This is a genomic window from Streptoverticillium olivoreticuli subsp. olivoreticuli, from assembly GCF_003391135.1.
In the GTDB taxonomy this organism is placed as follows: Bacteria; Actinomycetota; Actinomycetes; order Streptomycetales; family Streptomycetaceae; genus Streptomyces; species Streptomyces blastmyceticus.
The window spans coordinates 5,202,513-5,229,170 of record NZ_CP031455.1; the positions used below are offsets into that span (position 1 = coordinate 5,202,513).

At 72.8% G+C, this 26,658-nt stretch carries 21 protein-coding genes and 3 tRNA genes; 16 read left to right on the top strand and 8 right to left on the bottom strand.

The window, feature by feature from the left end; translation table 11 throughout:
• Window positions 1-182: 182 nt before the first annotated feature.
• Window positions 183-656: a hypothetical protein gene (locus DXZ73_RS22855; protein ID WP_240351444.1), complete on the bottom strand. Its 474-nt coding sequence runs from the start codon at window positions 654-656 to the stop codon at window positions 183-185.
• On the opposite strand from DXZ73_RS22855, the gene DXZ73_RS22860 reads away from it, so the two are divergent.
• The 6 genes from DXZ73_RS22860 (at window position 636) to DXZ73_RS22885 (ending at window position 4,707) form a co-directional block, all read left to right on the top strand.
• Window positions 636-887 carry an FCD domain-containing protein gene (locus tag DXZ73_RS22860; RefSeq protein ID WP_116215776.1) on the top strand — a complete coding sequence of 84 codons (252 nt, stop codon included), beginning with the start codon at window positions 636-638 and terminating at the stop codon, window positions 885-887. The genes DXZ73_RS22855 and DXZ73_RS22860 overlap by 21 nt on opposite strands.
• Window positions 888-1,074: 187 nt before the next feature.
• A complete protein-coding gene (locus DXZ73_RS22865; RefSeq protein WP_162890288.1) occupies window positions 1,075-1,464 on the top strand; it encodes a nuclear transport factor 2 family protein in 390 nt (129 codons plus the stop codon).
• A 304-nt stretch (window positions 1,465-1,768) separates the two neighbouring features.
• Window positions 1,769-2,017, top strand: coding sequence for a putative ATP-grasp-modified RiPP (gene tgmA / locus DXZ73_RS22870; protein ID WP_116212953.1), 249 nt, complete (start codon window positions 1,769-1,771; stop codon window positions 2,015-2,017).
• Between the two features lie 23 nt (window positions 2,018-2,040).
• Window positions 2,041-2,976, top strand: coding sequence for an ATP-grasp ribosomal peptide maturase (gene tgmB / locus DXZ73_RS22875; protein WP_240351445.1), 936 nt, complete (start codon window positions 2,041-2,043; stop codon window positions 2,974-2,976).
• Entirely contained in the window at window positions 2,973-4,157 is a 1,185-nt protein-coding gene (gene tgmC, locus DXZ73_RS22880) for an ATP-grasp peptide maturase system methyltransferase (protein WP_240351446.1), read from the top strand. Before tgmB ends, tgmC begins: the two co-directional genes overlap by 4 nt.
• Window positions 4,158-4,353: 196 nt before the next feature.
• Complete coding sequence (locus DXZ73_RS22885; protein WP_205519207.1) at window positions 4,354-4,707, top strand: VOC family protein; 354 nt, start codon at window positions 4,354-4,356, stop codon at window positions 4,705-4,707.
• A 12-nt stretch (window positions 4,708-4,719) separates the two neighbouring features.
• On the opposite strand, the gene DXZ73_RS38280 is transcribed toward DXZ73_RS22885, so the two are convergent.
• The 3 genes from DXZ73_RS38280 to DXZ73_RS22900 form a co-directional block, all read right to left on the bottom strand.
• Window positions 4,720-5,583, bottom strand: coding sequence for a hypothetical protein (locus DXZ73_RS38280; RefSeq protein WP_162890289.1), 864 nt, complete (start codon window positions 5,581-5,583; stop codon window positions 4,720-4,722).
• Window positions 5,584-5,811: 228 nt separating this feature from the next.
• Complete coding sequence (locus DXZ73_RS22895; protein WP_116212958.1) at window positions 5,812-6,000, bottom strand: DUF397 domain-containing protein; 189 nt, start codon at window positions 5,998-6,000, stop codon at window positions 5,812-5,814.
• Entirely contained in the window at window positions 5,997-6,812 is an 816-nt protein-coding gene (locus DXZ73_RS22900) for a helix-turn-helix domain-containing protein (protein WP_240351447.1), read from the bottom strand. Before DXZ73_RS22900 ends, DXZ73_RS22895 begins: the two co-directional genes overlap by 4 nt.
• Window positions 6,813-6,970: 158 nt before the next feature.
• Between DXZ73_RS22900 and DXZ73_RS22905 the strand changes: the two genes are divergently transcribed.
• Window positions 6,971-7,402, top strand: a complete 432-nt coding sequence (locus DXZ73_RS22905) for a cupin domain-containing protein (protein WP_116212959.1) — start codon at window positions 6,971-6,973, stop codon at window positions 7,400-7,402.
• 412 nt (window positions 7,403-7,814) lie between these two features.
• On the top strand, window positions 7,815-9,299 hold the full coding sequence (locus DXZ73_RS22910; RefSeq protein WP_116212960.1) for a GMC family oxidoreductase: 1,485 nt from the start codon (window positions 7,815-7,817) through the stop codon (window positions 9,297-9,299).
• Between the two features lie 188 nt (window positions 9,300-9,487).
• Here the strand turns inward: DXZ73_RS22910 and DXZ73_RS22920 are convergent, their stop codons facing one another.
• Window positions 9,488-12,172: an AAA family ATPase gene (locus DXZ73_RS22920; RefSeq protein WP_116212962.1), complete on the bottom strand. Its 2,685-nt coding sequence runs from the start codon at window positions 12,170-12,172 to the stop codon at window positions 9,488-9,490.
• 157 nt (window positions 12,173-12,329) lie between these two features.
• Here DXZ73_RS22920 and DXZ73_RS22925 point away from each other — a divergent pair, with 157 nt between their 5' ends.
• Window positions 12,330-13,208: a catalase gene (locus DXZ73_RS22925; protein ID WP_116212963.1), complete on the top strand. Its 879-nt coding sequence runs from the start codon at window positions 12,330-12,332 to the stop codon at window positions 13,206-13,208.
• A 153-nt stretch (window positions 13,209-13,361) separates the two neighbouring features.
• Here DXZ73_RS22925 and DXZ73_RS22930 read toward each other — a convergent pair whose 3' ends face one another.
• Entirely contained in the window at window positions 13,362-18,266 is a 4,905-nt protein-coding gene (locus DXZ73_RS22930; RefSeq protein WP_240351448.1) for a PAS domain-containing protein, read from the bottom strand.
• A 223-nt stretch (window positions 18,267-18,489) separates the two neighbouring features.
• Window positions 18,490-18,933 carry an SSI family serine proteinase inhibitor gene (locus DXZ73_RS22935; RefSeq protein WP_116212965.1) on the bottom strand — a complete coding sequence of 148 codons (444 nt, stop codon included), beginning with the start codon at window positions 18,931-18,933 and terminating at the stop codon, window positions 18,490-18,492.
• 270 nt (window positions 18,934-19,203) lie between these two features.
• Here DXZ73_RS22935 and DXZ73_RS22940 point away from each other — a divergent pair.
• The 3 genes from DXZ73_RS22940 (at window position 19,204) to DXZ73_RS22950 (ending at window position 19,758) form a co-directional block, all read left to right on the top strand.
• A tRNA-Ser gene (locus tag DXZ73_RS22940) sits at window positions 19,204-19,294 on the top strand.
• Window positions 19,295-19,563: 269 nt separating this feature from the next.
• Window positions 19,564-19,636 (top strand) — tRNA-Arg (locus DXZ73_RS22945).
• A gap of 48 nt (window positions 19,637-19,684) precedes the next feature.
• A tRNA-Met gene (locus DXZ73_RS22950) sits at window positions 19,685-19,758 on the top strand.
• A gap of 64 nt (window positions 19,759-19,822) precedes the next feature.
• Here the strand turns inward: DXZ73_RS22950 and DXZ73_RS22955 are convergent.
• Window positions 19,823-20,737: a TIGR03620 family F420-dependent LLM class oxidoreductase gene (locus tag DXZ73_RS22955; protein ID WP_240351449.1), complete on the bottom strand. Its 915-nt coding sequence runs from the start codon at window positions 20,735-20,737 to the stop codon at window positions 19,823-19,825.
• A gap of 94 nt (window positions 20,738-20,831) precedes the next feature.
• Here DXZ73_RS22955 and DXZ73_RS22960 point away from each other — a divergent pair, with 94 nt between their 5' ends.
• The 4 genes from DXZ73_RS22960 (at window position 20,832) to DXZ73_RS22975 (ending at window position 26,565) form a co-directional block, all read left to right on the top strand.
• Window positions 20,832-21,572 carry a response regulator transcription factor gene (locus DXZ73_RS22960; RefSeq protein WP_162890290.1) on the top strand — a complete coding sequence of 247 codons (741 nt, stop codon included), beginning with the start codon at window positions 20,832-20,834 and terminating at the stop codon, window positions 21,570-21,572.
• 149 nt (window positions 21,573-21,721) lie between these two features.
• Entirely contained in the window at window positions 21,722-23,236 is a 1,515-nt protein-coding gene (locus DXZ73_RS22965; RefSeq protein WP_116212968.1) for a sensor histidine kinase, read from the top strand.
• A 39-nt stretch (window positions 23,237-23,275) separates the two neighbouring features.
• The gene (locus DXZ73_RS22970) at window positions 23,276-24,544 is read left to right on the top strand and encodes a bifunctional glycosyltransferase family 2/GtrA family protein (RefSeq protein WP_116212969.1); all 1,269 of its coding nucleotides are present in this window, start codon (window positions 23,276-23,278) and stop codon (window positions 24,542-24,544) included.
• Window positions 24,541-26,565, top strand: a complete 2,025-nt coding sequence (locus DXZ73_RS22975; protein WP_116212970.1) for a glycosyltransferase family 39 protein — start codon at window positions 24,541-24,543, stop codon at window positions 26,563-26,565. The genes DXZ73_RS22970 and DXZ73_RS22975 overlap by 4 nt, the downstream gene beginning before the upstream one ends.
• Window positions 26,566-26,658 lie beyond the last annotated feature (93 nt).

The following is a 26,658-nucleotide window of genomic DNA, read 5'->3' on the forward strand; positions in this document are numbered from 1 at the left end:
ATGCCAAGTCCATCCATGTGTCGTTTTCGGAGCCGGTCATCGGGAATTCATTGAGTGGTGGGAACTGCATATGTGCTGTGATTCCAGCCCGGTTGGGAGCTTCGCCGACTCGAAGAGCCGGGTGCCGGGTAGCCGGTTGGCGTGAGGTCGGGGGCCGCCGTCGGGCGGCCTCCCGGTGCCGGTCACACGAACGGAGTGATCCGCTCCTCGACCCCGAGCAGCACCTTCCCGTAGACCTCCATGCCCACCGCCGGTATCGACGCCGCATGCCGCCCCGCCACACTCGCGTCGCGCCAGATCCGCTGCAACGCACTGGCATCCGCGAAGGCCCCGGCGCCGTGCACATTGAGCAGGGTGCCGATGGCGGACAGGAGGTTCTCGATGGCGTGTCCGGAGTCGGCGCGCACCCGGGCCCTGGTCAGTACGTCGAGGGTGGTGCCGCGCGCGGCGGCCGTGTCGAGGTCGGCGGCGGCGCGGTGCGCGTGCAGATGGGCGGTGTCGATCTTCATGGCGGCCTCGGCGACCTGCAGCTGGACGCCGACCGACTCCGCCTGGGTCTCGTAGTACGTGTACGAGACCGGCTTGATCACGGCCTTCTCGGTGACGAGCTTCAACGCGGCGCGGCCCATGCCGAGTTGGGGGCCTACGAGGCCCACGGCGAGGAGCGGGCCGAACGGCAGTTGCGCACCCGCCTGGCCGCGATCGGCCCCAGCGCGATGCTGCGCTCGCTGTACGACGGCCTGCTGGCCGTCATCGAGCCCTTCGTCCGCACCGCCGACGCCGACACCCTGCACGCGCTCTACGACCGCCACGCCGCCCTGATCGACGCCCTCGACGCCCGCGACCGCGCGGCCGCGCTGCGGCTGGTTGTCACTCCTGCGGGGTGATCCCGCGGAGCCTTCGCAGCCGGTCGCGGGTGGTGCGGTGTTGTCCAGGACCGCGGTGTTCCAGTGCCGCAGGCGCGCGTAGCGGCTGGAGCAAATTGGCGACTCGCGGGATATAGGACCTGAATCGACCTATATGCGTGTGAACCTCTCCGTACGACTTCCCGAGGGCGCAGAGAGGCCAGCAGTCATGACCAGCAACAAGATTCACGCGGACGCCGAAAAGCTCGCCCACGAGTGGGTGAGTGCCTACAACGACCAGGACTTCGGCCGGTTCGGGGAGATGTACACCGACGATGTCGCCTACACCGTCAGGGCCTACCGGATCGCCTTCACGGGCCGGGATGCCTTCGTGGGCCACATCCGCGAGTACGCGGGCGCCGTTCCCGACCGGAAGTTGACCGTCAAGCGGATCACCGCCGACGGGGACCTCATCGCCCTCGAGACCGATTTCGCGGGCACCAGCTCCGGGGCCGTGCCGGCCCTGCCCCCGGCCGGGGAGCCGGTCGCCGCCTCCTTCTGCACGGTCCTGCGGCTGCGCGAGGGCAAGATCGCCGCGCAGGACGACTACGTCGGCTGACTGGATTTGGTGATGCCCGCGCGTACGGATTCCACCCGGCGGTGGAATTCCTCGTCGAACGCCTCGCCCAGCCAGCTTTCGTGAGGGTCTTCGTCGCGGCACGCGCGGCAGCGGCCGTCCGGTAGGGCGCGGCCCGGGGCGCCGCAGCCCTTGCGTTCTGACCCGTGCCCTCGTTGCCCCGCCCGGCCCGGCCTCGGTGCCGTCTTCACCACGGGCCGCCCAACGCCCACACTTGTCCGGCGTGCGCTCACGCGTGGGCGCAGGAGGCAAGACGGCCTGTCCGAACGACACACGGGAGATTCCCATGCAGGAGACCGCTCTCCGCCCCTGGGGCATCAGCCGGATGCGCCCCTATCCGGCGACCTGCCGGCAGCCGTACGCCACCGTCACCATCGACCCGGACACCCAGACCGGCGTGTTCCGCGACCGTGCGGGACACGTGGTGGAGATGGGCAAGCACGGCACCAGCAAGGGCACCGAGACCCAGCCGCAGAGCACCAATCTGGACAGCCGCAACGACACCGACCACGACCAGGACAGCGAACAGGACTGATGGCCGTGGACCGGGGACCGGGGATGGTGGCCACTGAAGCGGACGATCGGACCGCCGACATGGTCATCACCGAACTCAACCGGCGCGATGTGCCGGTGGTCAGGTTCAATCCCGCCGACATCGGCGAGGGCCTGGCGGTCTCGGCCCGGTTCGGTACCTGCCCGGCCACACCGGACGGTCAGGTCCGCACCCCCTCACGGGCCGCGGACCTCGCGAACATCCGCTCGGTGTACTGGCGGCGACCGACCTGGCCCGCCTTCGAGCACCTGGACGAGGCGGACGCGCGTTTTGCCACCGCTCAGGTCCGGCACGGGCTCGGCGGTGTCCTGTACGCGCTGCCGGGCTGCCTGTACGTCAACCACCCGCTCAGGAACTTCGAGGCCGAACACAAGCCGCTCCAGCTCGCCATGGCACAGCGCCTCGGCCTCACCGTGCCGCCCACCCTCGTCTCCAACGACCTGGACGCGGTGCGCGCGTTCATCGCCGCCCACGGCGAGGTGGTCTACAAGGTGTTGCGGTGGACCCCGTACCGGCGGGGCGACACCGGCCTGACCACCTGGACCGAGCCGGTGACCGCCGACGAGCTGGACGAGAGTGTCAGGGCAACGCCCCACCTGTTCCAGGCGCGCGTGGACAAGGTCGCCGACCTGCGGGTGGTGGTGATCGGCGAGAAGGTATTCGCGGTCCGGATCGACTCCGGCCTGCTGGACTGGCGCGAGGACTACGACGCGCTGTCCTGCAGCGTGACCGAGCTGCCATCCGGGCTGGAGAAGGCGCTGATCGACTACCTGCGGCACTTCGGGCCGGCTTCCGGCAGCTTCGATTTGTGCGTCGATCGTCAGGGGGACCTCCACTGGCTCGAGCTGAATCCGAACGGCCAATGGGGTTGGCTGGAGGACCACACGGGGCTGGAGCTGGCCGCCGCCTTCGCCGACCTGCTGACGCGAGGAGGACCATGACTTCGTCCGACACCGGCATGGACACCGAGGCCGAGCGCCGCGCGCTCGCCGACCGTCTCCACGCCGGCGGTGACCTGGTGTCCCCCGAGTGGCGGGCGGCGGTCGAGGCCGTGCCCCGGGAGATGTTCCTGCGGCCCGGGGTGTTCCTGCCCACCGACGACGGTCTGTGGCGGCCCGTGACCGCCGACGGTACCGACCCCGAGGAATGGGTGGAGATCGCCTACAGCGACCAGTCGCTCGTCACCCAGCTCGACAATCACCTGACGGCCGACCGGGTCGCCGAGCCGGTGCGGGGCTTTCCGACCTCTTCGTCCACGATCCCTGCGACCGTGGTCGGCATGATCGAGGCCCTGGACGCCCAGGAGGGCCAGTCGGTGCTGGAGATCGGCACGGGCACGGGTTACTCGACCGCGCTCATGTGCCACCGGCTCGGCGAGGACAACATCACCACCGTCGAGGTGGACCCCGAGGTCGCCGCCCGCGCCGACGCCGCGCTGGAGAAGTCCGGGTACTCGACCTGGACGGTCACCGGGGACGGTCTGCTCGGTCATCCCCACCGTGCGCCGTACGACCGGGTGATCGCTACTTGTGCGGTCCACCGCATCCCCTACACCTGGGTTCGTCAGGCCAAGCCCGGCGGCATCATCCTGGCCACGGTCGGCTTCTGGTCGTACGGCACCGGGCTGGCCAAGGTCACCGTGAACGGCGACGGCACCGCCGAGGGCCGGATCATCGGCCGTTCCTCCTTCATGCCCGCCCGCTCGCAGGCCGTGGCACCCCTCGCCGGGGACCTGTCGGCCCGTGCCGCGTACGCCGACACCGAGCGCCGGACGGTTGTCGTGCCGCAGCTGCTGGAAGAGTGGATGCCCGCCTTCCTCGCCCAGCTCGCCGCCCCCGGCGTCCAGTTGACCCGCGTGGTAGCCGACGACGGCGGTCAGAGGGTGTACCTGTTCGATACGCACCGCGAGTCGTTCGCGGCCTTGGCCGACGACGGGGACGGCTGGGTGGTACGACAGGGCGGGCCGGTCGCCCTCTGGGATGACATCGAGCGAGCACTGGTCGCCTGGCAGGGCGCCCGGCGGCCGGACATCGGCTCAGTGCGTCTCCGAGTGTCCGACCGGACGCATGCCTACTGGATCGGGGACGAGCCGGATCTGCGATGGGAACACCGCATCGCATGAGGCCCTTGGAGCGTCACTACCCGGCCCGGGGTGGTGTCCGCTGGAGTGGTGTAGCAGCGATCACTTCTCGCGACTTGCTGCTACCGCATCGCGCCACTACACCGATCTGGGGGACACGATCCGCACACCGGACCAGCGGTCGACGGCAGTCACCCCCAGCCCTGGCGGCCAGCCGACCCTGTTTATGCTCACGCCCATGGCACTCGAATGGGAACAGATCATCGTCGACTCCTCCGACCCCATCGCCCTCGGGCGCTGGTGGGCCGAGGCTCTCGGCTGGGTAGTGGTCGACGAATCCGAAGAGATCATCGAGATCCGGCCCGAGCCGGACCGGATGCCGGGGCTGCTCTTCGTGCCTGTCCCCGAGGGCAAGACGTCGAAGAACCGGCTCCACCCCGACTTCCGCCCCGACGACCAGGAGGCCGAGGTCGCCCGGCTGCTCTCCCTCGGTGCCCGGCGCGCCGGCACCGTGCAGGACGAGCAGCACTGGGTGACCCTCCTCGACCCGGAGGGCAACGAATTCTGTGTCCTGGGTGAGCGGAAGAGCTGAGCGGACGGTGTCCTACAAGGGACATGACCCGGCCCGGTACGGGCGGGGGCTCGGGGCGGATTTGGTGATGCCCGCGCGTACGGATTCCACCCGGCGGTGGAATTCCTCGTCGAACGCCTCGCCCAGCCAGCTTTCGTGCGGGTCTTCGTCGCGGCAGGCGCGGCAGCGGCCGTCCGGTAGGGCGCGGCCCGGGGCGCCGCAGCCCTTGCATTCGGTGAGGAGGGGTGGCGGTTCCGGGGACGGGGTGCGGGTCCGTACCGGGGGGAGTTTCGCTTCCAGGCGGGTGCGGGCGAACGCGCCCGGGCAGTGGACGCCCTCCGGCGGTAGGCCCGTCGTGAGGGCGCGTACGAGTTCCGCCTCGGTCGCGCCCCTGGTCAGCCATTCGTTCGCGAGTGGTTCGAGTTGGGCGCATTCCCTCGCGGAGAGGCTCATGCGGGGGTCCGTGCGGCCCACGTCGGCCAGGATCTTGTACGCGGCCGGTGGCGGTTCCTCCGCCGCCACGGGGGCGGGTACGTCCCCGCGCAGGAAGCGCTTCCACCACGACTCGTTCCGCGCGGTGCGCGAGAAGTACGTACGGAACACCCACTGCGTACGGCCGTCCCCGACCGTCTCGCGCCTGCGGAACAGGTGACCAGCCCTGGCCAGCGCGTTGAGGGCCGTGCGTACGGCCTGCTGGCCGTACGCCGCCAGCTCCTTAGAGAGGGTCTTCACGTCGATCGCCGCGCCGTCGGGCAGGCGGTCGATGTACGCCGCGATCGACGCCTCGCGTGCGGGCAGATGAGCGAAGTCGTCCTTGCGGCGCGGCTTCTGGTCGGGCGCGGAGCGCTTCCCGTATCCCGCGGGGGCCATGGGGGCACTAAGGTTGGCAGCAGCCATGTGGATCGCCCTTAACGATCTAGGTGGTCAGACCCCCGTTCGGTGTTGGTAGCACCGGCGGGGGTTGTTTGTTGCTGCGCACGCTACACACCCTGCGCGCGCTGTCGCCACTCGACTACCTAAAGTCATACGACTTGTGGTACGCGGGAGTTGGGAGGGTGGGTGGGTTCAGCCTTCCACCCATTCCTTGGTCAAGTCGCTCGGATCTCGACGCCCGTCCCCCGAAGCTCAAGCCCCGGCGGACGCGTAGGTTATGAAATCCGCCCAGGCGTGGGCGGGTATGGCGAGTTGGGGGCTACGCCCGAGCTTCGAGTCTCGGACGTGGATGGTGTGCGAGCGGTTCGCGACTTCGACGCACGTCTGGTTGGGTTGGTCGCTGCTGTAGCTGGATTTGAACCACAGCGATGCATCTGTCATAGCTCCTCCAGCAATTCGCTGATGAATGTCCTTGACGCTTCCTCGCTCAGCGCCTGCATGCGGAGCATGGCGTAGCGCTTCGCCATCTTGTTGACCCGCTCGCTGTCGCAGTCCAGCTGAGAGGTTCCCTGGCACTCCGTGAAGACGAGGTGCTCACCTTCCGGGTCTTCCACCATCGTGAACGCCCCGGTCATGCCTGGGAAGTACCCTTGCCCGGCAGGCAGGATCTGGATGAACACATTGCGCCTCTTGCCGGCCTCCAGCAGGTGGCGCAGCTGTCGCTTCATCGCCTCGGGCCCACCGAGAATGGTGCGGAGAGCGGCCTCGAAAATCACGAAGTTGAACAGTGTGGTCGGCTCATCCAGCCGCTTCTGTCGCTGCATGCGATGCGTGACGCCACTCTCGACGGCCTCCTCGGCGATGGGAGGCATGTTCGACATCATGAGCGTCCTCGCGTACTCCTCTGTCTGCAACAGACCCGGAATGAGGAGCAGTTCAAAATTATGCAGGGCGACCGCTTCGGCTTCGGCAGCCAAGAAACCCGGCGCCTGTGGGGTCACCGGCTCCGGCTGAAGGTACGGGCACGCCGCGAGCAACAACCCCTGCGCCCCGCACATCTGGTCCGCGACTTCGAGCACGCGCCGCGACGGTTTGCGGCGCCCCTGTTCCATCGACTTGATGGTCTCCACACCGTAGTTGGACTCTCTGGCCAGGTCCTCGCGGCTGACGCCCGCGATCGCTCGCCAGGACTTGAGTTGATCGCCGCAGTACCGCCATGACACCGGCGGGTTGGCAATGCCGCGCATCAGCATTGGGGCTCACCTCACGCTACGTACCCTCATGGTCCCCGCGCACGCTAGACCTGCCCAGAGCTTCGCAAGCCCTGTACGAGAAAAGTTCGCCCGCACGAGTGTGCAGCCCCTGGCGAGAAGTGATCCAGCGACCAGGGATGGCCTGTTGTACTGCGCGCATGGCTGATCAGAAGCAGTGCACGGTGGTCCGTACCGGAGAGTACGAGGGAATCCAGGGCGGTACGTTCGGGGCGGGCATCAGTGCCCAGTCGGCGGGGTCGGAGCGGCTGTGCCTGCACCGGTTGGTGATGCCCGCGGGGACCCGGGGGCGTCCGCATCTTCATGAGGGCCATGAATCGGCCATATTCATTCAATCGGGCCAGGTCGAGGTGTGGCACGGGGAGGGCCTGGCCGAGCATGTGGTGCTGCGGGCGGGCGACTACATCCACATCCCCGCGGACACCCCGCACATGCCGGTGAACAGCGGCTCCGAGGACATGGTGTGCGTGGTCGCGCGGACGGACCCGGAGGAGCAGGAGGGGGTCCGGCTGCTGGACCTGCCGGCGTGGCTGGAATCACGGCTCGGCCTGCTGGCGGTCGGGGCGGGCTGAGCCGGCCTGCCGTCGGGTGGCCGCGACACTCTGTTGTCGGGAAGGCTGCCCGGTCGGGATGCGTGCGCGCTAGGCTGGGAAGCGTCTGGTCGCCCCCGGGGAAGTATCGACGGCTGGACGTAGATGTAAAGGCCCCCGCCACGGATGGGCAATATCCGCAGCGAGGGCCAACCGGAAGCAAGTTCCGGCCGGAGGCTTATTGATCAAGCCTCCGGTCACTTCCCTCGCGACCACCTCCACAGTTCTCGGATCACAGCGGTGATCCGCTCCCGTAGAGACGGCTTCCGGGGGCGTCCCGTCATCGGGCGCCCCCTTTCAATGCGCGGCTATAGCCAGTGACCGCTCCAGAGAAGCCCGGTCGACCGATACGGTGACCGATCCGTGTTGATCGCGCCGCGGCGAGGCTTTGGGCATGCCCATTTTCGACATCCTTATCGTCGGCGGCGGCTCCGCAGGGGCCGTGCTTGCTGCTCGGTTGAGTGAGAACGCCGATCGCACCGTGCTGCTTCTGGAAGCGGGGCCGGTGTATGCGCCGGACGGATATCCGGAAGCCGTCGCCGACAGCAGTCGGCTCGGGGGCTGGACCGGGCACGACTGGGGGTATCGCTCCGAGCCCGGGTACATCGGGCATTCTGTCGACGCGTTCCGCGGGAAGGTGCTCGGGGGGAGTTCCGCTGTGAACGGTTCTGTCGCCGTGCGCGCCCTGCCGTCTGATTTCGCTCGCTGGGCGGAGCGTGGGCTCAAGGGATGGTCGTACGAGGAGCTGCTGCCCGCGTTCAAGGCCCTGGAGGCGACGGCGGCCGGTGCGGACGAGTTGCACGGGCGTACGGGCCCGCTGCCCGTCACCCAGCTCGGCCGCGACGACATCAGCACCATGCAGCGCGCCTTCGTCGACGCGGCGCGCGCGGAAGGGGTCCGGGCCACCGACGACTTCAACGGCGCCCGCCCCGATGGCGTCGGCCCGTACCCGATGAACGTCCGCGACGGCGTGCGCGTCAACACCGGCATGGCCTATCTGACGGCCGACGTCCGGGCCCGGGAGAACTTCACCATCCGTGGTGACGCCCTGGTGGATCGCGTCCTTTTCGACGGCACGCGCGCCGTGGGCGTACTCCTCGCGGACGGTACCGAGTTGGCGGCGGGCGAGGTGATCCTCTCCGCCGGGACGTACGGCAGCGCCGCCGCCCTGCTGCGCTCCGGCATCGGCCCCGCCGACGATCTCGCCGCCCTCGGCATCCCCGTCGTCGCCGACCTGCCGGTCGGGCTGCGGCTCCAGGACCACCCCTTCTTCTACAACGCCTACGCCGCCGACCCCGACCGGATCGGCGCGGGCACGCCCGTCATCGGCGCGAAGGTGTGGACCGCGAGTTCCGAGGCGGCGGAGGGCGAGCTGGACCTGCACATCACGGCCACCCATCTCTTCGACCACGCGAGCAGCCCGACCGGTGTCGGCTTCGTGCTCGCCGTGGCCCTCGTACGGCCCGCCTCGCAGGGGACGCTCACGCTCACCAGCCGCGATCCCTCGGCCGCGCCGCGCATCGATCTCAACTTCCTTGCGGAACCGGTGGATCGGCGGCGATTGGCGGAGGGGATTGCGTTGGCGCGGCGGATCGGGGCCAGGGAGCCGCTTGCTTCGTTGATCGTGTCGGAGCTCAATCCTGGGGCGGGGGTGGTCGAGGAGGTGATGCTTTCCACTCTCGATACGTATCACCATCCGACGTCCACGGCGCCTATGGGGGCGGAGGGGGATCCGGCGGCGGTTACTGATGCGGTGGGGTTGGTGCGGGGGGTTAGTGGGCTGCGGGTTGTGGATGCGTCTATTTTGCCTGATGTGCCGTCCGCTGCCGCGAATTTGACGGTTATCGCGGTGGCGGAGCGTATTGCTGCGCGCATCTGAGGGGGTGCCGCCGGGCCCTTGCGGCGGGTGGGCGATGCCGGGCCTTCGGCTGCGGGCCGGTTGCGCCTGCGGCGGGCTTTTTCCCCACCCCGCCCCTTCCCGAAACTGGGGCTCCGCCCCAGACCCCGGTCCTCAAACGCCGGACGGGCTGGATTTTGCGCACCCGGGACCACGGGAAGGCCCCGTTACTACGTCAAGCGCAAGCCGTTGTCGAAATCCACCCGTGCCAGATCCGCCCGCGACGTTATCCCCACCTTGGGGAAGACGTTCGACAAGTGGTGGCCCACCGTTCGGGGGCTGATCAGCAATTGCGCCGCTATCTCGCGGTTCGTGAGGCCGTCCGCCGCCAGGCGGGCGACGCGGAGTTCCTGGGGGGTGAGGGAGATTCCGGGGGTGGTGGAGCGGCGTAGTTGTTGGCCGGTGAGTTCTTGTTCGTGGAGGGCGCGTTCCAGGAAGGTCGGGGCGCCCAGGCGGCGGAACGTCTCAGCCGCTTCGGCGAGTTGGACGCGTGCCTCCGTGCGGAGGCGGGCGCGGCGGAGCCACTCGCCGTAGAGGAGGCGGGTGAGGGCCTGGTCGAAGGGGCGGGCCGCCATGCCCTCCAGGGCGAGCAGGAAGTGGGACCCCTTCGCCGCCGGATCCTCGGTGAGGAGGGCCTCGCAGCGGTGCGCGGCGGCCCTCGCCCAGGCCGTGCCCGTACGGTCGGCCCACCGGGACAGCAGCCGTACGTGCGGAAGGGCGGCGTCCGGGCGGTCGGCCCGTACGGCCGCCTCAGCCGTGTCCGCGGCCGCGAGCAGGGCGAACGTGCCGTGCGCGGCGACGTGGCCCGGTTCGGTGATCGGGGACAGCCACTGGAGGGCCTCGTCCGCGCGCCCGGCGTGCAGCGCGGCCTGGCCGCGGCTCCAGTAGGCGGCGGCGGTGAGGGCCCGTACGCCGCGTGGCACGGACAGCTCCAGCGTGCGGTCGGTCAGGGCCACGACCGTCTCCTCGTCGCCGCGCAGGGCGGCGAGCCAGGCCAGGACGCTGCGGCACTGCGTGGCCGCGTGATCGGCGCCGATCTCCTCGGAGAGGCGGAGGGCCTCGGTCGCGTCGGCGGTGGCGTCGGCCCACCGGCCGCGCACGGCGTCGAGGGTGGCGGTCTGCGGCACGGTCAGGACGATGGCGGTGGCCGCGTCCGTGCGCCGCAACTCTGCGATCTTCCGCCGGAACGCCTCGGCGAGGGCCTCCTCCGCACCCCAGGCCACGCCGAGCGACGCGGGCGGGATGAGGCGCCAGCTACTGGCGCCGAGCCGGGCGACGGTGTCCTCGGTGAGGGCGGGCGGGGCGCCGTCCTCCCGCCACCAGCCGACGAGGGGCGGCACGTCGGGGAGGGCGGTGAGCACGTCGAGGGCGGCGGCGTGGAGGGCGGGCGCGCCCGCGGTCCAGCCGGCGCGTACGGCCATGGTGGCCAGTTCGAGCTTCTTCACGGGCCGGGAGACGGCGCGCACGTCGCGCATGAGGTGGCGGTGGGCCGTCCTCTGGTCGCCGTGCCCGAACTCGATCAGTCCGCGCAGGCCGCCGCTGAGCTCCGCGACGGCGTCCTCGGAGGACAGGTGCGTCGCCCGCGCCAGCAACTCCCTCGCGGCGGGCACCTGGCCGGCCTCCCACGCGGCGCGCGCACCGCGTGCCAGCCGGACCGCCGCCTCGTCGGGGCAGGGGGACAGCTCGGCGGCGCGGCGCAGGATCTGCGCGGCGGACGCGCAACCGCCGCGCGCCCAGGCCCGGTCGGCGGCGGCGACCAGGAGCGAGGCGACGTCCTCGTCCGGCCCGTCGCAGGCGGAGGCCAGATGCCAGGCGCGCAGCTCGTCGGCGTCCTCGCCGGCTCCGGCGAGCACGCGGGCCAGGGCCCGGTGCACGGCCTGCCGTTCGGTGAAGGGCGCCTCCTCGTAGACCACGGTCCGTACGAACGGGTGGCGGATGCGGACCCGGTCGCCGTGCGTGTCGAGGAGGCCGTGGCGGAGCGCCTCGTCCCAGGCGGCCGTGCCGACGCCGAGGGCGCCGGCCGCCTCGCGCAGGGCCCAGCGCTCGCCGCGTTCCTCGGCGGCGGCGAGCAGCAACAGGGTGCGGGTGCGGGGGCCGAGCGCCTCGACGCGGGCGTTGAAGGCGCGCCGCAGCCGCGGCCCGACGGCGACGCGCTCGCCGGGTGCGGACGGCCCGGCGGCCTCCAGCGCGCCCGGCAGCTCCTGGAGGGCCAGCGGATTGCCGCCCGCCGTGCGGACGGTGCGGGCGAGGAGCGGCTCCCCGGCCGAGGGCGTCGCGGCGGCCGCGAGGAGGCGCGCGTCGGCGTCGTCGAGGCCGCCGAGCTCCAGCGCGGGGAGCTGCGCCCAGGGGCCGGTGGCCGGGTCGGCGTGGGAGGTGAGGAACAGGGCGACGGGCTCGGTGCGCAGGCGGCGCACGACGAAGCAGAGGCACTCGACGGTGGGCGCGTCCAGCCACTGGGCGTCGTCGGCGACCAGCAGGATCGGCTGCTCGCCGCCGAGTTCGGAGAGCAGGGTGAGGACGGCGGCGCCGATGAGGAAGCGGTCGGGGGCGTCGGCGCTGTGGCCGAGCGCACGGCGCAGCGCGGCGGCCTGCGGTGCGGGGAGGGTGCCGATGCGGTCCACGACGGGCCACAGCAGTTCGTGCAGCGCGGCGAACGCGAGCCCGGATTCCATGCGGGTGCCGCGGCAGCTCAGCACGGTGAAGTCGGTGGCGGAGGCGGTCGCGTACTCCAGCAGCGCGGTCTTGCCGATGCCGGGGTCCCCCCAGAGCACCAGTCCCGCCCCCGTGCCCTCGCGTGCCCCGGTGAGGACGCGGTCGAGCTCTGTCTTTTCCTGGTGCCGTCCGTACAGCGTCATTTGCTGGAGATCCTATAAGGGGCCATTTCAGATCCCGGGGACGGAAATCCATGGGGAATCTCACGGCCCGACACGGGGCGGAACGGCCAATTCCGTTGTGGGGGTACGGATACGGTGACGGATCCGCCCTCCGCGCGCGGGCCCTAGCGTGCGCCGCATGCGCACCTCTGCATCTGCCGATTCCCTTCTTGACGACGTGGCCGCGGCGGTCGGCGGCGACGCCTCCCGCGACCGGCTCCTGCACGCCCGCGGTGTTCTGGCCACCGGCCGCTTCACCCCGACCGCCGAATCGGGTGAGCTCAGCGCGGCGGCGCTCTTCGCCGGCCCGTCCGTGCCGGTCACTGCCCGTTTCTCCAGCACGCTCGGCGGCCATGACGGTGAACCCGGCGACCAGGGTCTCGCCGTCCGCTTCCACGTCGGCCCCGGGCAGGACATGGACCTCCTGGCCTTCACCCTGCCGGTCTTCTTCGTCCGCAACGCCCCGGACATGCTGGAGTTCCTGCGGGCCACCAACTCCGGTGATCCCGCCGCTGTTTCCGAGTTCGCCGCACATCACCCGGAAGCGGCCACGGCCATGGCCCTCGCCGAGGAGGCACGGCCCGCGGACAGCTTCACGGGTGTGACGTATCACGCCGTGCACACGTTCGGGCTGGTGGGCGAGAACGGGCGGTTGAGGTGGGCGCGCCTCGGCTGGGAGCCCTGGTGGCCTCTCGAACCGCTCTCCCGCGAAGAGGCGCTCGCCCGGCCGGCGGACTATCTGACGCGAGGGCTCGCGGGGCGGCTGCCTTCCGGATTCCGGCTGGTCGCGCGGTTTCCCGGGGCGGATGATCTGGGTGTGCTGCACGATCCGACGCGGGTGTGGTCGACGTCTGCCGATCGGTCGGTCGATCTGGGTGAACTCATGCTGGACGCGGTGGGGGTGGGGGTGACGCCCCGCTTCGACCCGTTGCGGTTGCTGAGGGGGTTCGAGGCGCCGCGGGACGAGTTGGTCGGGGTGCGGTCGGGGGTGTACGGGGTGGGGTGGGGGCGGCGGTGATGGGTGCGGGTTGCTTCCGCCTGCGGCGGGCTTTTTCCCCACCCCGCCCCTTCCCGAACCGGGGCTCGTGCCCCGGGCCCCCGGCTGCGGGTCCGCTGCGCCTGCGGCGGGAGCTCCCTGCGGGAGCGTCCTCAAACGCCGGACGGGCTGAAATCAGCCCAACTTCGAGAGCAAGTCCACGATCCGCCCCTGAACCTCCGCGCTTGTCGAGCGTTCCGCCAGGAACAGCACCGTTTCACCCGCCGCGAGCATCGCCAGTTGCGTCGGGTCCATGCCCGCGGACGTGTAGACGACCAGCGGCGTGCGGCTCAGGAGGCCGTTCGCGCGGAGCCAGTCGACGATGCCCGCGCGGCGGCGGCGTACCTGCATGAGGTCCATGACGACGAGGTTCGGGCGCAGTTCGGCGGCGAGGGTCACCGCGTCCGCGTCGGTCGCCGCGCGGGCCACCTGCATGCCGCGCCGTTCCAGGGTCGCCGCCAGCGCGTCGGCGATCGGCTCCTGTTCCTCGATCAGGAGGACGCGTGAGGGGTGCATCTCGCTGTCGCGCGGGGCGAGGGCCTTGAGGAGCACGGCCGGGTCCGCCCCGTACGCCGCTTCCTTCGTCGCCTGCCCCAGACCGGCCGTCACCAGCACCGGGACCTCCGCCGCGCCGGCCGCCTCGCGCAGCGACTGGAGCGCGGTCCGGGTGATCGGGCCGGTCAGCGGGTCGACGAACAGCGCGGCCGGGTAAGCCGCTATCTGCGCGTCCACCTCTTCCCGCGAGTGCACGATCACCGGGCGGTAGCCGCGTTCGGTGAGCGCCGTCTGGGTGGAGGCGTCGGGGGCGGGCCAGACGAGGAGCCGGCGGGGGTTGTCCAGCGGCTCCGGCGGGAGCTCGTCGTCCATCGGGGGGCGCGGCGCGCCCACGACCTCGACCGCGCCGTTCGGGCCGTCGAGCGGCTCGGGTCCTTCCGTGCCCTCGTCCGGGGCCCCTATGGCGAACGCGCGGCCCTGCGGCGCGCCGGGTGCCTGCGGGCGTGCGGTCGCGGCCGACGGGGTGTGCGTCTGGCGCTCCTCCTCGGAGGGGTTGCCCAGCTTGCGGCGCCTGCCCGAACCGACGGGCGTGCCGCCGGGGGGCGTCTCCCCGCCGCCGGGCCCCTGGCCGAGCGTACGGACGCTGATGGGCCGGGCCGCCTCGCCCTGCGGCGCGGCCGCCCCAGGCTCCTCGGCGAGCGCGCGCCGCGCGCGGCGGCGGCCGGTGGGAGCGGCGGCGTCCGCGTGGGGATCGGGGTGCGCGGCACCGCCGGGGCGGACCTCGCCGCCGGGCGCGTCCGCGTCCTGAGGGTGCGCGGAGCCGTACGGCGCGCCGCCGGGCACCTTGGGCAGGCCCTGGTGCGGGGTGTCGTCCATGGCGGTGGCGGCACCGTCGGGCTCGCTCGCCGCGACAGGGCGCGCCTGCTGCTGAACCCTGCTCACGGCCGCGGCGGCCGGGTCGACGGGAGCGCTTGCCGCTTGGGCGGGGGCTCCGGTTTGTGCCGTACCGCCGGGTGCGGGGCGGTCCTGGTGCGGAGCGGTGGGGTGGGCGCCCGTGCGCCCGGGAGCACCTTCAACGGGCGCGCTCGCGTTGTCGGGTGCGGGGTGCGCGCCCGGTCCTCCCGGAACCGCGGGCGTGGCCGCGTCGCCCGTCGCCGGGCCCGTCCGGGGCTGATCCTGCCGCGGGGTGCCCGCCGTTGCCGTACCACCCGGCGCGGGCCAGGCGCTCGGCCCGCCTGGAACCGGGGCCGCGCCGCCGGGGACGCCGTCAACGGGCGTGCCCGCGGCGCCCGGTGCGGGGTGGCCTCCGGGGCGGCCCTGATGCGCGGAGCCCGCCTCGGGCCGGACCGGGTGCGGTGCGTCCGTCGTGTTCGAGCCGCCTGCCACCGCGAACGGAGCGGGCCCCTGTCCCGGGTCGGCCAGGAACGCCGCGGTGCCCGCTCCGGGGCCGCTCGGTGCGCCGCCACCGGGCTGCCCCGGGGCCGCGGGCATGGCGATGCCGTCAGGGGCGGAAGGGTGCTCGGGCCGGGCCGCATTCGGGCTGCCTGCGGCCGCGAACGGTGCTGCCGCTCCGCCCGTCGCGGGCCCCTGGTCCGGGTCGCCCGCGGCGGTGTACGGCGCGGAAGGGTGCTCGGGCCGGGCCTGCCGCGGGGTGCCCGCCGTGGCCGTGCCGCCCGGCGCGGCGTCGCGGTCCCCGGACAGGAAGGCCGCGGTCCCGCCTTGGTGCGGTGCAGCCGTCGTGGCCGCGCCACGGGGTGCGGAAAGGTGCTCGGGCCCGCTTCGGTGCGGGGCCGTGGGTGCGCCGCCGGGGTAGCCGCCCGGCTGGCCCGGTGTCGCGGGTGCGGTCGTGGCGCCCGGCGCGGGACGGCCCTCGGGCCGGCCCTGGTGCGGGGCCGTGGGCGCGCCGCCGGGGTAGCCGCCCGGCCGACCCGGTGTCGCGGGTGCGGTCGTGGCGCCCGGCGCGGGTCCGCTCCGGCCGACGGCCGCGGGCGCGGCCGTTCCGCCTGTCGCGGGCCCCTGGTCCGGGTCGGTCAGGAACGCCGCGGTGCCCGCCCCGGGGCCGCCTTCGGGGGCGTACGGCGCGGGTCCGCTCGGTGCGCCGCCACCGGGCTGCCCCGGGGCCGCGGGCGTGGCGATGCCGCCAGGCGCGGAGGGGTGCTCGTGCCGAGCTTGCTGCGGGACGCCCGCCGCTGCCGTGGTGCCCGGCGCGGCGTCGCCGCCTGCGGCCAGGAAGGCCGTGGTCCCGCCTTGGTGGGGTGCACCTGTCGTGGCCGCGCCGTGAGGTGCGGAAAGGTGCTCGGGCCCGCTTCGGTGCGGGGCCGTGGGTGCGCCGCCGGGGTAGCCGCCCGGCTGGCCCGGTGTCGCGGGTGCGGTCGTGGCGCCCTGCTGCGGGACGCCCGCCGGGGCCGTACCGCCCTGCGCGGGGTAGGTGTCCGGCCGAACCGGCGCGTCGCCGGTCCCCGTCACGAACGCCGCGGTCCGGCCCGGCTCGGGAGCCGGCGGGACCGCCACGGCCTGCCGCATGTCGTCCGTGCCGGCCGGGGAGCCCTTCTCCTCGGCCGGCGGCGTCGCCGGGGCCGGGGGGAGGGCGAACGCGGTGCGGGGAAGGTCCGGTTCGGCGTTCGCCTGGCCCGGGATGGGGCGTTCCGGCGCCTCCGCGACGCCTCGCCGCGCGCGGCGGCCGGTCGGTGCCGGGGCCGTGGGGTCGGGCGTGCGGTCCGCTTCCGCGGGCGGCAGCGCGAAGGCCGTGCGCGGGGCCTCGGTCTCCGGGGGGCGCTGCTCCCGCCGGGCGCGCCGCCCGGTCGGCGCGGGCGTGCCCTGCGGCGGCACGAGCCCGGCACCCTCGGTGCCCTGCCCGTGGCGGCCGTCCGTCGTCGCGGCCTGTTCCTCGTCCGCGCGGGGGCGCGCCCGGCGCCGCCCGGTCGGCTGGGGCTCGGGCCGCTGCTCCGCGCCCTCGCCCTTGGCGTTCGCCCCGGACGGGGGCTCCGACGCCGCCGTGCCACGGGCCCGCTGCGCGGGCACCGGCATGACCGTCGTCGCGTTCATCGTGTCCATGGCCGCCCACCGCTCGGGCGAGGCGGTCACCGGCCCGGCCTCCGCGGAGACCGGCACCTCCAGGACATAGGCGCTGCCGCCCGCTCCCGGCATGTCATGGGTCTGGAGCACACCGCCGTGCCCGCGGACGATGCCGCGCACGATCGGCCCGTGGACCGGGTCGCCGCCCGCGTACGGGCCGCGCACCTCGATGCGCACGACCTCGCCGCGCTGTGCCGCCGCGACGACGATCGTCGAATCCCCGGAGCCGGAAGCGGCGGGGGCGGAGGTGTTGCCCGTCGCGTCGACGCCCGCCACATCGGCGATCAGATGCGCCAGCGCCTGCGCGAACCGCTCCGCGTCGACCTCCGCCTCGATCGCGGGGGCGTGCACCGCGAACTGCGCGCGCCCCGGACCGATCAGCTCGATCGCGCCCTCGACACCGGCCGCCACGACCTCGTCGAGCGGGACGGCCTCCTTGGTCAGCCTGGTCTCGCCCGCGTCCAGCCGCTGATAGGCCAGGACATTGTCGACAAGGGTCGACATCCGGGCGTATCCGGCCGAAAGGTGATGGAGGATCTGATTCGCCTCGGGCCACAGCTGTCCGGCCGGGTCGTCGGCCAGGGTGCCGAGCTCGCCGCGCAGTTGCTCCAGCGGACCCCGCAGCGACGTCTCCAGGACGGCCAGCAGCTGGGCGTGGCGCGCGGCCAGCGCGTCGTGGGCCCGGCGGTCGGTGAAGGTCATCACCGCGCCGACGAGCTGGTCGCCGTCGCGCACGGGCGCGGTCGTCAGGTCGACGGGCACCGCGCGGCCGTCCTTCGCCCACAGCACCTGCCCGCGCACCCGGTGCTTGCGCCCGGACCGCAGGGTGTCGGCGATCGGCGACTCCTCGTACGGGAAGGGGGTGCCGTCCCCGCGGGAGTGATGGATGAGCGGGTGCAGCTCCTGGCCGCCGAGGTCGCTGGCGCGGTAGCCGAGGATCTGCGCGGCGGAGGGGTTGACGAGGACGACCTTGCCCGCGGTGTCGACGCCGACGACGCCCTCGGCCGCCGCGCGCAGGATCATCTCCGTCTGGCGCTGCTGGCGGGCGAGTTCGGCCTCGGTGTCGAGCGTCCCTGTGAGGTCGCGGACGACGAGCATCAGCAGCTCGTCACCGGTGTAGGAGGAGTGGTCGGCGTACGGGGTGCGGCCGTCCTCCAGGTTGGCGCTCGTCACCTCGACGGGGAACTGCGAACCGTCCGTGCGCCGCGCGATCATCCGCGTCGGCTTGGTGCGGCCGTCGTCGCTGTCGGGCAGCCGCATCGAACCGGGGATGCGCCGGGAGTCGAAGTCCGGCAGCAGGGAGAGCAGTCCGCGCCCCACGAGACCGGTGCCGGGGACCTCGAAGGTCTCCAGAGCTATGTGGTTGGCGTTGACGACCGTGCCGTTGCAGTTGACGAGCAACAAGGCGTCGGGGAGGGCGTCGAGTATGGCTGCGAGGCGAGCAGCGCCTCGGGATGGCCTGCTGCTCACGACGACGCTTCCTCCCTGGATACCGCAACCTTGCAGACTGCGCCGGACGGGCAGCGCGCTTCTCCGGCGCCCTCCTGGCGTGTCACTGAGGGGAAGTCTACGGGCTGCGGAGGCGGGCGCGACGGCGGATGACGCGTGCGGCGGGGCGTACGGACCGGCCGCCGACCGGTCGTCCCCGGGCCGTTGCGGGGCGTCCCGCCGCAGGCCGGACATGCCTCTTCTGTCAGTCCTCGTCGGAGACTTCCGGGTTGCCGAGCAGCTCGGAGAAGCGGTTCCAACGGGCCGTTTCGCACCCATTCGTCCGGTTGAAGTCCGTGTTCACGGGCCGTCCCGCCCAGTGGCCGGAGACATGGGCGTGCTGCGGACCGCTGTAGATCATCGTGCACATCTGGTTCCTGGGCACGGGCGCGAAGAGGTCCTTGCCCCAGTGCGCCTGCTTGTCGAGCTGGCCGCACGCCTCCTCGGGGTGCCGGTGGGAGCCGCCGACGGGGTGGCAGCGCAGCTCGAACCGTCCGTCGAGGTGCCCGGCGTCGTTGACGGTCACCGTGAGGTGGTCGCCGCCGGTCTCCGGCTGCGGCAGCGGGAGGGGCGCCGCCGAGACCGCGGGGGCGGCGAGCAGCGCGGGGGCCAGGGCGGCGGCGGTGAGGGCGAGCCTGCGGAGCAGCATGCGAAGAACTCCAGGGTGACGACGGGAGCGCGGCAGCCGGACGACCGGGGACGGGCGTGCGCACCGGGGGGCCGGTGGCGCGGCCGGCGGGCCGGAAGGGCCCGACCGGACCCTTCACCCCTCTAACGCCCGAGAACGCAACGCGTTGCGCGCCGGAAACATCTTTGCCCCAGCCGGTGAAAGCCCGGTACCGTAGGGAGCGATTGGTGGCCGACCGCAAGGCTGTGTCATCATCTGCAAGCACCACCTCGCGCATGCGCGGGTGAGCGTGGAGGCGTCGCCTAGTCCGGTCTATGGCGCCGCACTGCTAATGCGGTTTGGGACTTAAATCCCATCGAGGGTTCAAATCCCTCCGCCTCCGCTTGTGTGTGGCCCCGGCCGTCTTCCGAGACGGCCGGGGCCTCTTGCTTTCCCGGCGGTCTTTCCTGGCGCTTTCCCGGCGGTCTTTCCCGGTGGCGGGCCGCCGCCGACGCGATCACCGAGGGGCTCCAGGGCCTCGTCCGTGATCTTGCCTGATGGGCGTTTTTGCAGGTCAGCCTGCATGTGGGTAATGGATTTCGCGTCGCGGCGGAGTTCATGTAATGTTGTCCACGCAACGCCGACCGGCAAGAAAAACCGCCGGGAAGCCGAGCGCTCGTAGCTTAACGGATAGAGCACTTGACTACGGATCAAGAGGTTGCAGGTTCGAATCCTGCCGAGCGCACAGCCGAGAGACCGGTGCCACATTTGTTGGAACCGGCCTTTCGACCGTCGCGGGGTGGAGCAGCTCGGTAGCTCGCTGGGCTCATAACCCAGAGGTCGCAGGTTCAAATCCTGTCCCCGCTACTAAGACCGCAGGCCCGGCACTCTTCGGAGTGCCGGGCCTGCGGCGTTTCCCGGCCACTGCCGGTCAGCCGGTCAGCGGCAGCGCCCCGGCGAGGGCGCGCCACTCGGCGAGCGGGAGCTCGCCCGCCCTGCGCCGGGCCGGGTCCAGGACCACCTGGACGGCCACGTGATCGGCGCCCGCCGCGAGGAAGGCGTCCACCCGGGCGCGGACCGCCGCCGCGTCGCCGAGCGCGAAGACCGCGTCGAGCAGCCGGTCGCTGCCGTTGCCCTCGAAGTCCCGCTCCGTGAAGCCGAGCCGCAGCAGGTTGTTCGTGTAGTTGGGCATCGGCAGGTAGAAGGAGAGGTAGTCGCGGGCCGACCGCCGGGCGCGGTCCAGGTCGTCGTCGAGGACCACCTTCAGCTCCGGGGCGAGCAGCGGGCCCTCGCCCAGCAGCTCGCGCGCCCGCGCGGTGTGCTCGGCCGTGACGAGATACGGCACGGCCCCCGCCGCCCGGTCGCGGGCCAGCCGCAGCATGCGGGGTCCGAGCGCGGCCAGCATCCGCCGCCCCGCGGGCGGACCGTCCGGGGCGGCGTCGAGCTCGTCCAGATACGCCGTCATCGCGGAGTACGGGCGCGCGTACCCCTCGACCATGTGGCGGTGGCTGACGCCCAGGCCCACGACGAACCGCTCCCGCAGGGCGGGGGCGAGGGCGGCGTACGCGGCGGCGATCCGGGCGGCCGGGTGCTGCCAGATGCTGATGATGCTCGTCCCCACGCGGACGCGCTCGGTCGCCTCCAGCACGTGCGCCGCACGGGTGACGTCCGGGCTGCCGCCGACCCACAGCGTGCCGTAGCCCAGCTCCTCCAACTCCGCGGCCGCCGCCCGGATTTCGCCGAGCCGGCCGGGGTCTTCCTGCCGTAGTTCGACGCTCCAGACGCCGATCCTGCCGAGCTCTGCGGGGAGTGCCATGGGGCCGTCGGCCGGAGGGTGAGTGCTCATGTTCCCCACCGTACGGAAGGGGCACCGCGGATTCTCAGACGAATCACAGAGAGCCGAAAGAAGCCTCTCAGCCGGCCTGCCCAGGATCACCCGTATGACCTCGATCTCGCCTGCCGCGCGAACGGAACTGCTGCACGACGACGGAAGTGCCGTACGGGTGCTGGTCGTCGACGACGAGGCACCGCTGGCCGAACTGCTGTGCCTCGCCCTGCGCTACGAGGGGTGGGAGGTGCGGACCGCCGCCGACGGTGCCGGGGCGCTGCGCGCCGCTCGCGACTTCCGGCCCGACGCCGTCGTCCTGGACGTGATGCTGCCCGACATGGACGGGCTGACCGTCCTCGGGCGGCTGCGGCGCGAACACTCCGACGTGCCCGTGCTGTTCCTGACCGCCAAGGACGCCGTCGAGGACCGGATCGCCGGGCTCACGGCGGGCGGCGACGACTACGTCACCAAGCCGTTCAGCCTGGAGGAGGTCGTCGCCCGGCTGCGCGGCCTGCTGCGGCGCGCCCGTACGGTGGCCCCGCGCGCGGACTCCGTGCTCACCGTCGGGGACCTCGTCCTGGACGAGGACAGCCACGAGGTGGCGCGGGACGGCACGGAGATCCACCTGACCGCGACGGAGTTCGAGCTGCTGCGCTTCCTGATGCGCAATCCCCGGCGGGTGCTCAGCAAGCCGCAGATCCTGGACCGGGTGTGGTCGTACGACTTCGGGGGGCAGGCGAACGTGGTCGAGCTCTACATCTCGTATCTGCGGCGGAAGATCGACGCGGGGCGCGAGCCGATGATTCACACTCGGCGTGGGGTGGGCTATCTGATCAAGCCGGCTGTGGCGTGAGGGCGCGCGGCTCCGCCGCGGCCGGGGTTCCGCCCCGGACCCGTGCTCGGGTGCGGCTCGGCGGGTTTGTTCCCCTGCCCCGCCCCTTCCCGAAACTGGGGCTCCGCCCCAGACCCCGGTCCTCAAACTCCCCCAGCCACCGCTGGGAGGTGCCCCCACGGGCTGGAATTCCGGCTCGTCCGGAGAAGCGCGCACGGTCGTTGCGGGCGCGGCTCGTCGTTTCCACCGTCGTGCTCGTCGCCGTCGTCTGCGCCGTCATCGGCACGGTCACCACCATCGTGCTGCGCAGCTACCTCTACGGGCAGCTGGACACCCAGCTCAAGGATGTCGCGCGGCGGGCCGCCGGGCCGCCCGGGGGGCACCGGTTCACGGATCCTTACGACACCGATCCGCTGGGGTTCCTGCGCTCGGGCGGGCAGCCCATCGGGACCGTGGGCGCGGTCACCGAGGGCGGCCGGCTGGCGGACGCGGCCGTCAGCGCCACCGGCTTCCCCCGGCCCGTGCTCGACCCGCTCACCACCGAGCAGCGCACCGCCCTCGACCGGCTCGCCCGCGACGGGCGGCCGCATGAGGTGCACCTGCCGGGGCGGGGCGACTTCCGCGCGATGTCCGTCGTCTCCGGGGACGGCACGATGTCCTACCTCGTCGGCATCCCCACCGCCGCCGCACAGGACACGCTCGACACGCTCGTCCTGGTGGAGGTCTGCGTCACCGCCGCGGGGCTCGTCGCCGCGGGCATCGCCGGCGCCGCGAACGTCGGCATCGCCCTGCGCCCGCTGCGCCGCGTCGCCGCCACCGCCACCCGGGTCTCCGAACTGCCCCTGCACAGCGGCGAGGTGGCCCTCCACGAACGGGTCCCCGGCGCCGAGGCGGATCCGCGCACCGAGGTCGGGCAGGTCGGGGCGGCGCTCAACAGGATGCTGGGGCACGTCGGTTCGGCGCTGGCCGCGCGCCAGGAAAGCGAGACGCGCGTCCGGCAGTTCGTCGCCGACGCCAGCCATGAGCTCCGCACGCCCCTCGCCTCCATCCGCGGCTACGCCGAGCTCACCCGCCGGGGGAGCGAGGAGACCGGGCCCGCGACCCGGCACGCGCTGGGCCGCATCGAGTCCGAGGCGCACCGGATGACCGGGCTGGTCGAGGACCTGCTGCTGCTCGCGCGCCTCGACGCCGGGCGCCCGCTCGCCCACGCGGACCTCGACCTGTCGCCGCTCGCCGTCGACGCCGTGAGCGACGCGCGGGCGGCCGGGCCCGGCCACAAATGGCGGCTCGACCTGCCCGCCGAACCCGCCGAGGTGCGCGGCGACGCCGCCCGCCTCCACCAGGTGCTGGTCAACCTCCTCGCCAACGCCCGTACGCACACGCCGCCCGGCACCACCGTGACCGCCCGGGTGCGCGACCGGGGGCCGCGGGTGGTGCTGGAGATCGAGGACGACGGGCCGGGGATCCCCGCGGAGCTGCTCCCGCACGTCTTCGAACGGTTCGCGCGCGGCGACGCCTCCCGCTCCCGCGCGGCCGGCGGCACGGGCCTCGGCCTCGCGATCGTCCGCGCGGTCATCGCGGCGCACGCCGGGCGCGTGACGGTGGACAGCGCGCCCGGCCGCACGGTCTTCACCGTCGAACTGCCCAAGCGGAGCACGGCCTTTCACAGCGTGGCCACAGGCTGACCACACGGGCGGGACAGCGGGGACCGGAAGGGTCGGCGCATGACCCAGCCACCTCCCGGCGCGGCCCTCCCGGCGCGCGTCCCGCTGTCCGCGGAACGGGCCGCGACGGTGCTCGACGTCGTGATTCCCGTGTACAACGAAGAGGGCGACCTGGAGCGGTGCGTACGCCGCCTCCACGCGCACCTCACGGACACCTTCCCGTACGGCTTCCGGATCACCATCGCCGACAACGCGAGCACCGACCGCACGCCCGAGGTCTCCGCCCTCCTCGACGACTCCATCGAGGAGGTCACCGCCGTCCGGCTGGAGCAGAAGGGGCGCGGGCGCGCGCTGCGCACCGTCTGGTCGATGTCGGACGCGCCGGTGCTCGCCTACATGGACGTCGACCTGTCGACCGACCTCAACGCGCTGCTCCCGCTCGTCGCCCCGCTGATCTCCGGCCACTCCGACCTCGCCATAGGGTCGCGGCTGGCGGGCGGCTCGCGGGTGGTGCGGGGCACGAAGCGGGAGTTCGTCTCCCGGGCGTACAACCTCATCCTGCGGACCGGGCTGTCCGCCCGCTTCTCCGACGCGCAGTGCGGCTTCAAGGCGATCCGCAAGGACGTCGCCGAACGGCTGCTGCCGCTGGTGGAGGACACCGGCTGGTTCTTCGACACGGAACTGCTGGTGCTCGCCGAGCGGGCGGGGCTGCGGATCCACGAGGTGCCGGTCGACTGGGTCGACGACCCGGACAGCTCCGTGCGCATCGTCCGGACGGCGACCGACGACCTGCGGGGCGTCTGGCGGGTGGGGCGCGCGCTGGCCACCGGCGCGCTGCCGCTGGACCGGCTGCGCCGCCCGTTCGGCGACGACCCGCGCGACCGGTCGGTGCCGGGCGTGCCGGGCGGACTGGCCCGGCAGGCGGTCGGCTTCTGCCTGGTCGGCGCGGTGAGCACCTGCTTCTACCTCGCGCTCTACGCCCTCTTCCGTACGGGCACGGGCGCGCAGCTCGCGAACGCGGCGGCGCTGCTGCTGTCCGCGATCGCCAACACCGCGGCCAACCGGCGGCTGACCTTCGGGGTGCGGGGGCGGGACCGGGCGATCCGCCACCAGGCGCAGGGGCTCGTGGTCTTCGCGATCGGGCTGGCCTTGACGAGCGGTTCGCTCGCGGCGCTTTCGCTGGCGAGTGGTTCGCCGTCACATGGAACGGAGGTGGCTGTGCTGATCACGGCCAATCTGGCGGCGACGGCGTTGCGCTTTCTGCTGCTGCGGGCGTGGGTTTTTGCGCCTGCGCCTGCGTTGAACGATCGATCTGGGAGCGTCCGTTGAGCGCCGGTATTTTTCCCCTGTCCCGCCCCTTCCCGCAGCGTCGATCTGCGGCTCCGCCGCGTGCGGGGGAGACCCCCGGACCCCCGACAGGCCGTCTGGCGCTTGCCGCGCTGCTCCTCGCCACCGGCGTTCTCTATCTCTGGAATCTCAGCGCCTCCGGCTACGCGAACCAGTTCTACGCCGCCGCCACGCAAGCGGGCAGCGCCAGTTGGAAGGCGTTCTTCTTCGGGTCCTCCGACGCCGCGAACGCGATCACCGTCGACAAGCCGCCCGCCTCGCTCTGGCCGATGGGGCTGTCCGTGCGGGTCTTCGGGCTGAGCTCCTGGGCGATCCTGGTGCCCGAGGTGCTCATGGGAGTGGCCACGGTCGGCGTGCTGTACGCGACCGTACGCCGTTCCTTCGGCCGGGCGGCCGGGCTTCTGGCGGGAGCGGTCCTCGCGGTCACCCCCGTCGCCGCGCTGATGTTCCGCTTCGACAACCCCGACGCCCTGCTCTGCCTGCTGATGGTGTGCGCGGTCGCCTGCGTGCTGCGCGCGCTGGAGGGGGCGCGCACGCGGTGGCTGCTGCTCGCGGCCCTCTGCTTCGGTCTCGGCTTCCTGACGAAGACGCTCCAGGCGTGGCTGATCCTTCCGGCCCTCGCCCTGCTGTACGCGTTCTGCGCGCCGGCCGCGCCCCTGCGCCGGGTGCGCCAACTGCTGCTCGCGGGGCTCGTCCTGGTGGTGTCGGGCGGCTGGTGGGTCGCGGCCGTGGAGCTGTGGCCCGCGTCCTCCCGTCCGTACATCGGCGGCTCGCAGCACAACAGCTTCCTGGAACTGACCTTCGGCTACAACGGCCTCGGGCGCATCGACGGCAATGAGACCGGCAGCGTCGGCGGGGGCGGCGGTCCGGGCGGCGGCCGGTGGGGGGACACGGGTCTCACCCGGATGTTCAACGCCTCCACGGGCGGCCAGATCTCCTGGCTGCTGCCCGCCGCGCTGGTGCTGCTGGTGGCCGCTCTGTGGCTGCTGCGGCGCGCGGCGCGACGGCCGGGGGACGACGGCAGGCGGCTCGCGTTCCTCGCCTGGGGCGGCGCCCTGTCGATGACCTTCGCGGTCTTCAGCTTCATGTCCGGGATCTTCCACGAGTACTACACCGTCGCGCTCGCCCCGTACGTGGCCGCCCTCGTCGCCATGGGCGCGGCCCTGTTGTGGGAGCGCCGCGCGCACGCGCTGCTGTCCCTGGTGACGGTGGGCACGGCGGGCTGGGCGTACGTCCTGCTGGACCGCACCCCGCACTGGCTGCCCTGGCTGAAGTGGGCGGTGCTCGCGGCGGGCGTCCTCGCGGGCGGTGCGCTGCTGCTCGTACGGCGGACGGGCAAGGGGTTCGCGCGGGGCGCGGCGGTGCTGGCGGCGGGAAGCGCGCTGGCGGCCCCGTTCGCGTACACGCTGAACACCGTGAACACCGCGCACGGCGGGTCGATCGTGACGGCCGGACCGGCGGGCGCGCGCGGGCACTTCGGGCAGGGGGCGCGCTCCCGGCCGGGGAAGCCGGGCGACGAGCGGCCGATCGGCTTCCCGGGCACCGGCGGTCCCGGCGCTCCCGGTGGTCCCGGCGGCGGGCGGTCCGGTTGGCCGGGCGGGCCCGGTGGGGCGGGCGGCATGGGCGGACTGCTCGGCGGCCAGAAGGTGTCCGCCGCCGCGGCCGCCGCGCTGAAGCGGGACGCCGGGAGCTACACCTGGGCCGCTGCCGCCGTCGGATCGCAGAACGCCGCGAGCTACCAACTCGCCACGCAGGTACCGGTGATGTCCGTGGGCGGCTTCAACGGCAGCGACCCGTCGCCGACGCTCCGGCAGTTCCAGGCGTATGTGAAGGCGGGGAAGGTGCACTGGTTCATCGCCTCCGGGGAGTCGCGCGGCGGCGGCCGGGGCGGTGGCCGCGAGGCGCGTGGGCACTCGGCGGAGATCTCGTCCTGGGTGGCGGCGCACTTCGCGAAGGTGACGGTCGGCACGGCCACGTTCTACGACCTGACCAAGGCCCGATAAAAAGCTGTTGTACAGCGTAGAGCGACTCTTGTACGGTGTACGACGACAGCCAGTCGTACACCGTACAAGGGGGGCCGTGTGACCGCCACGACC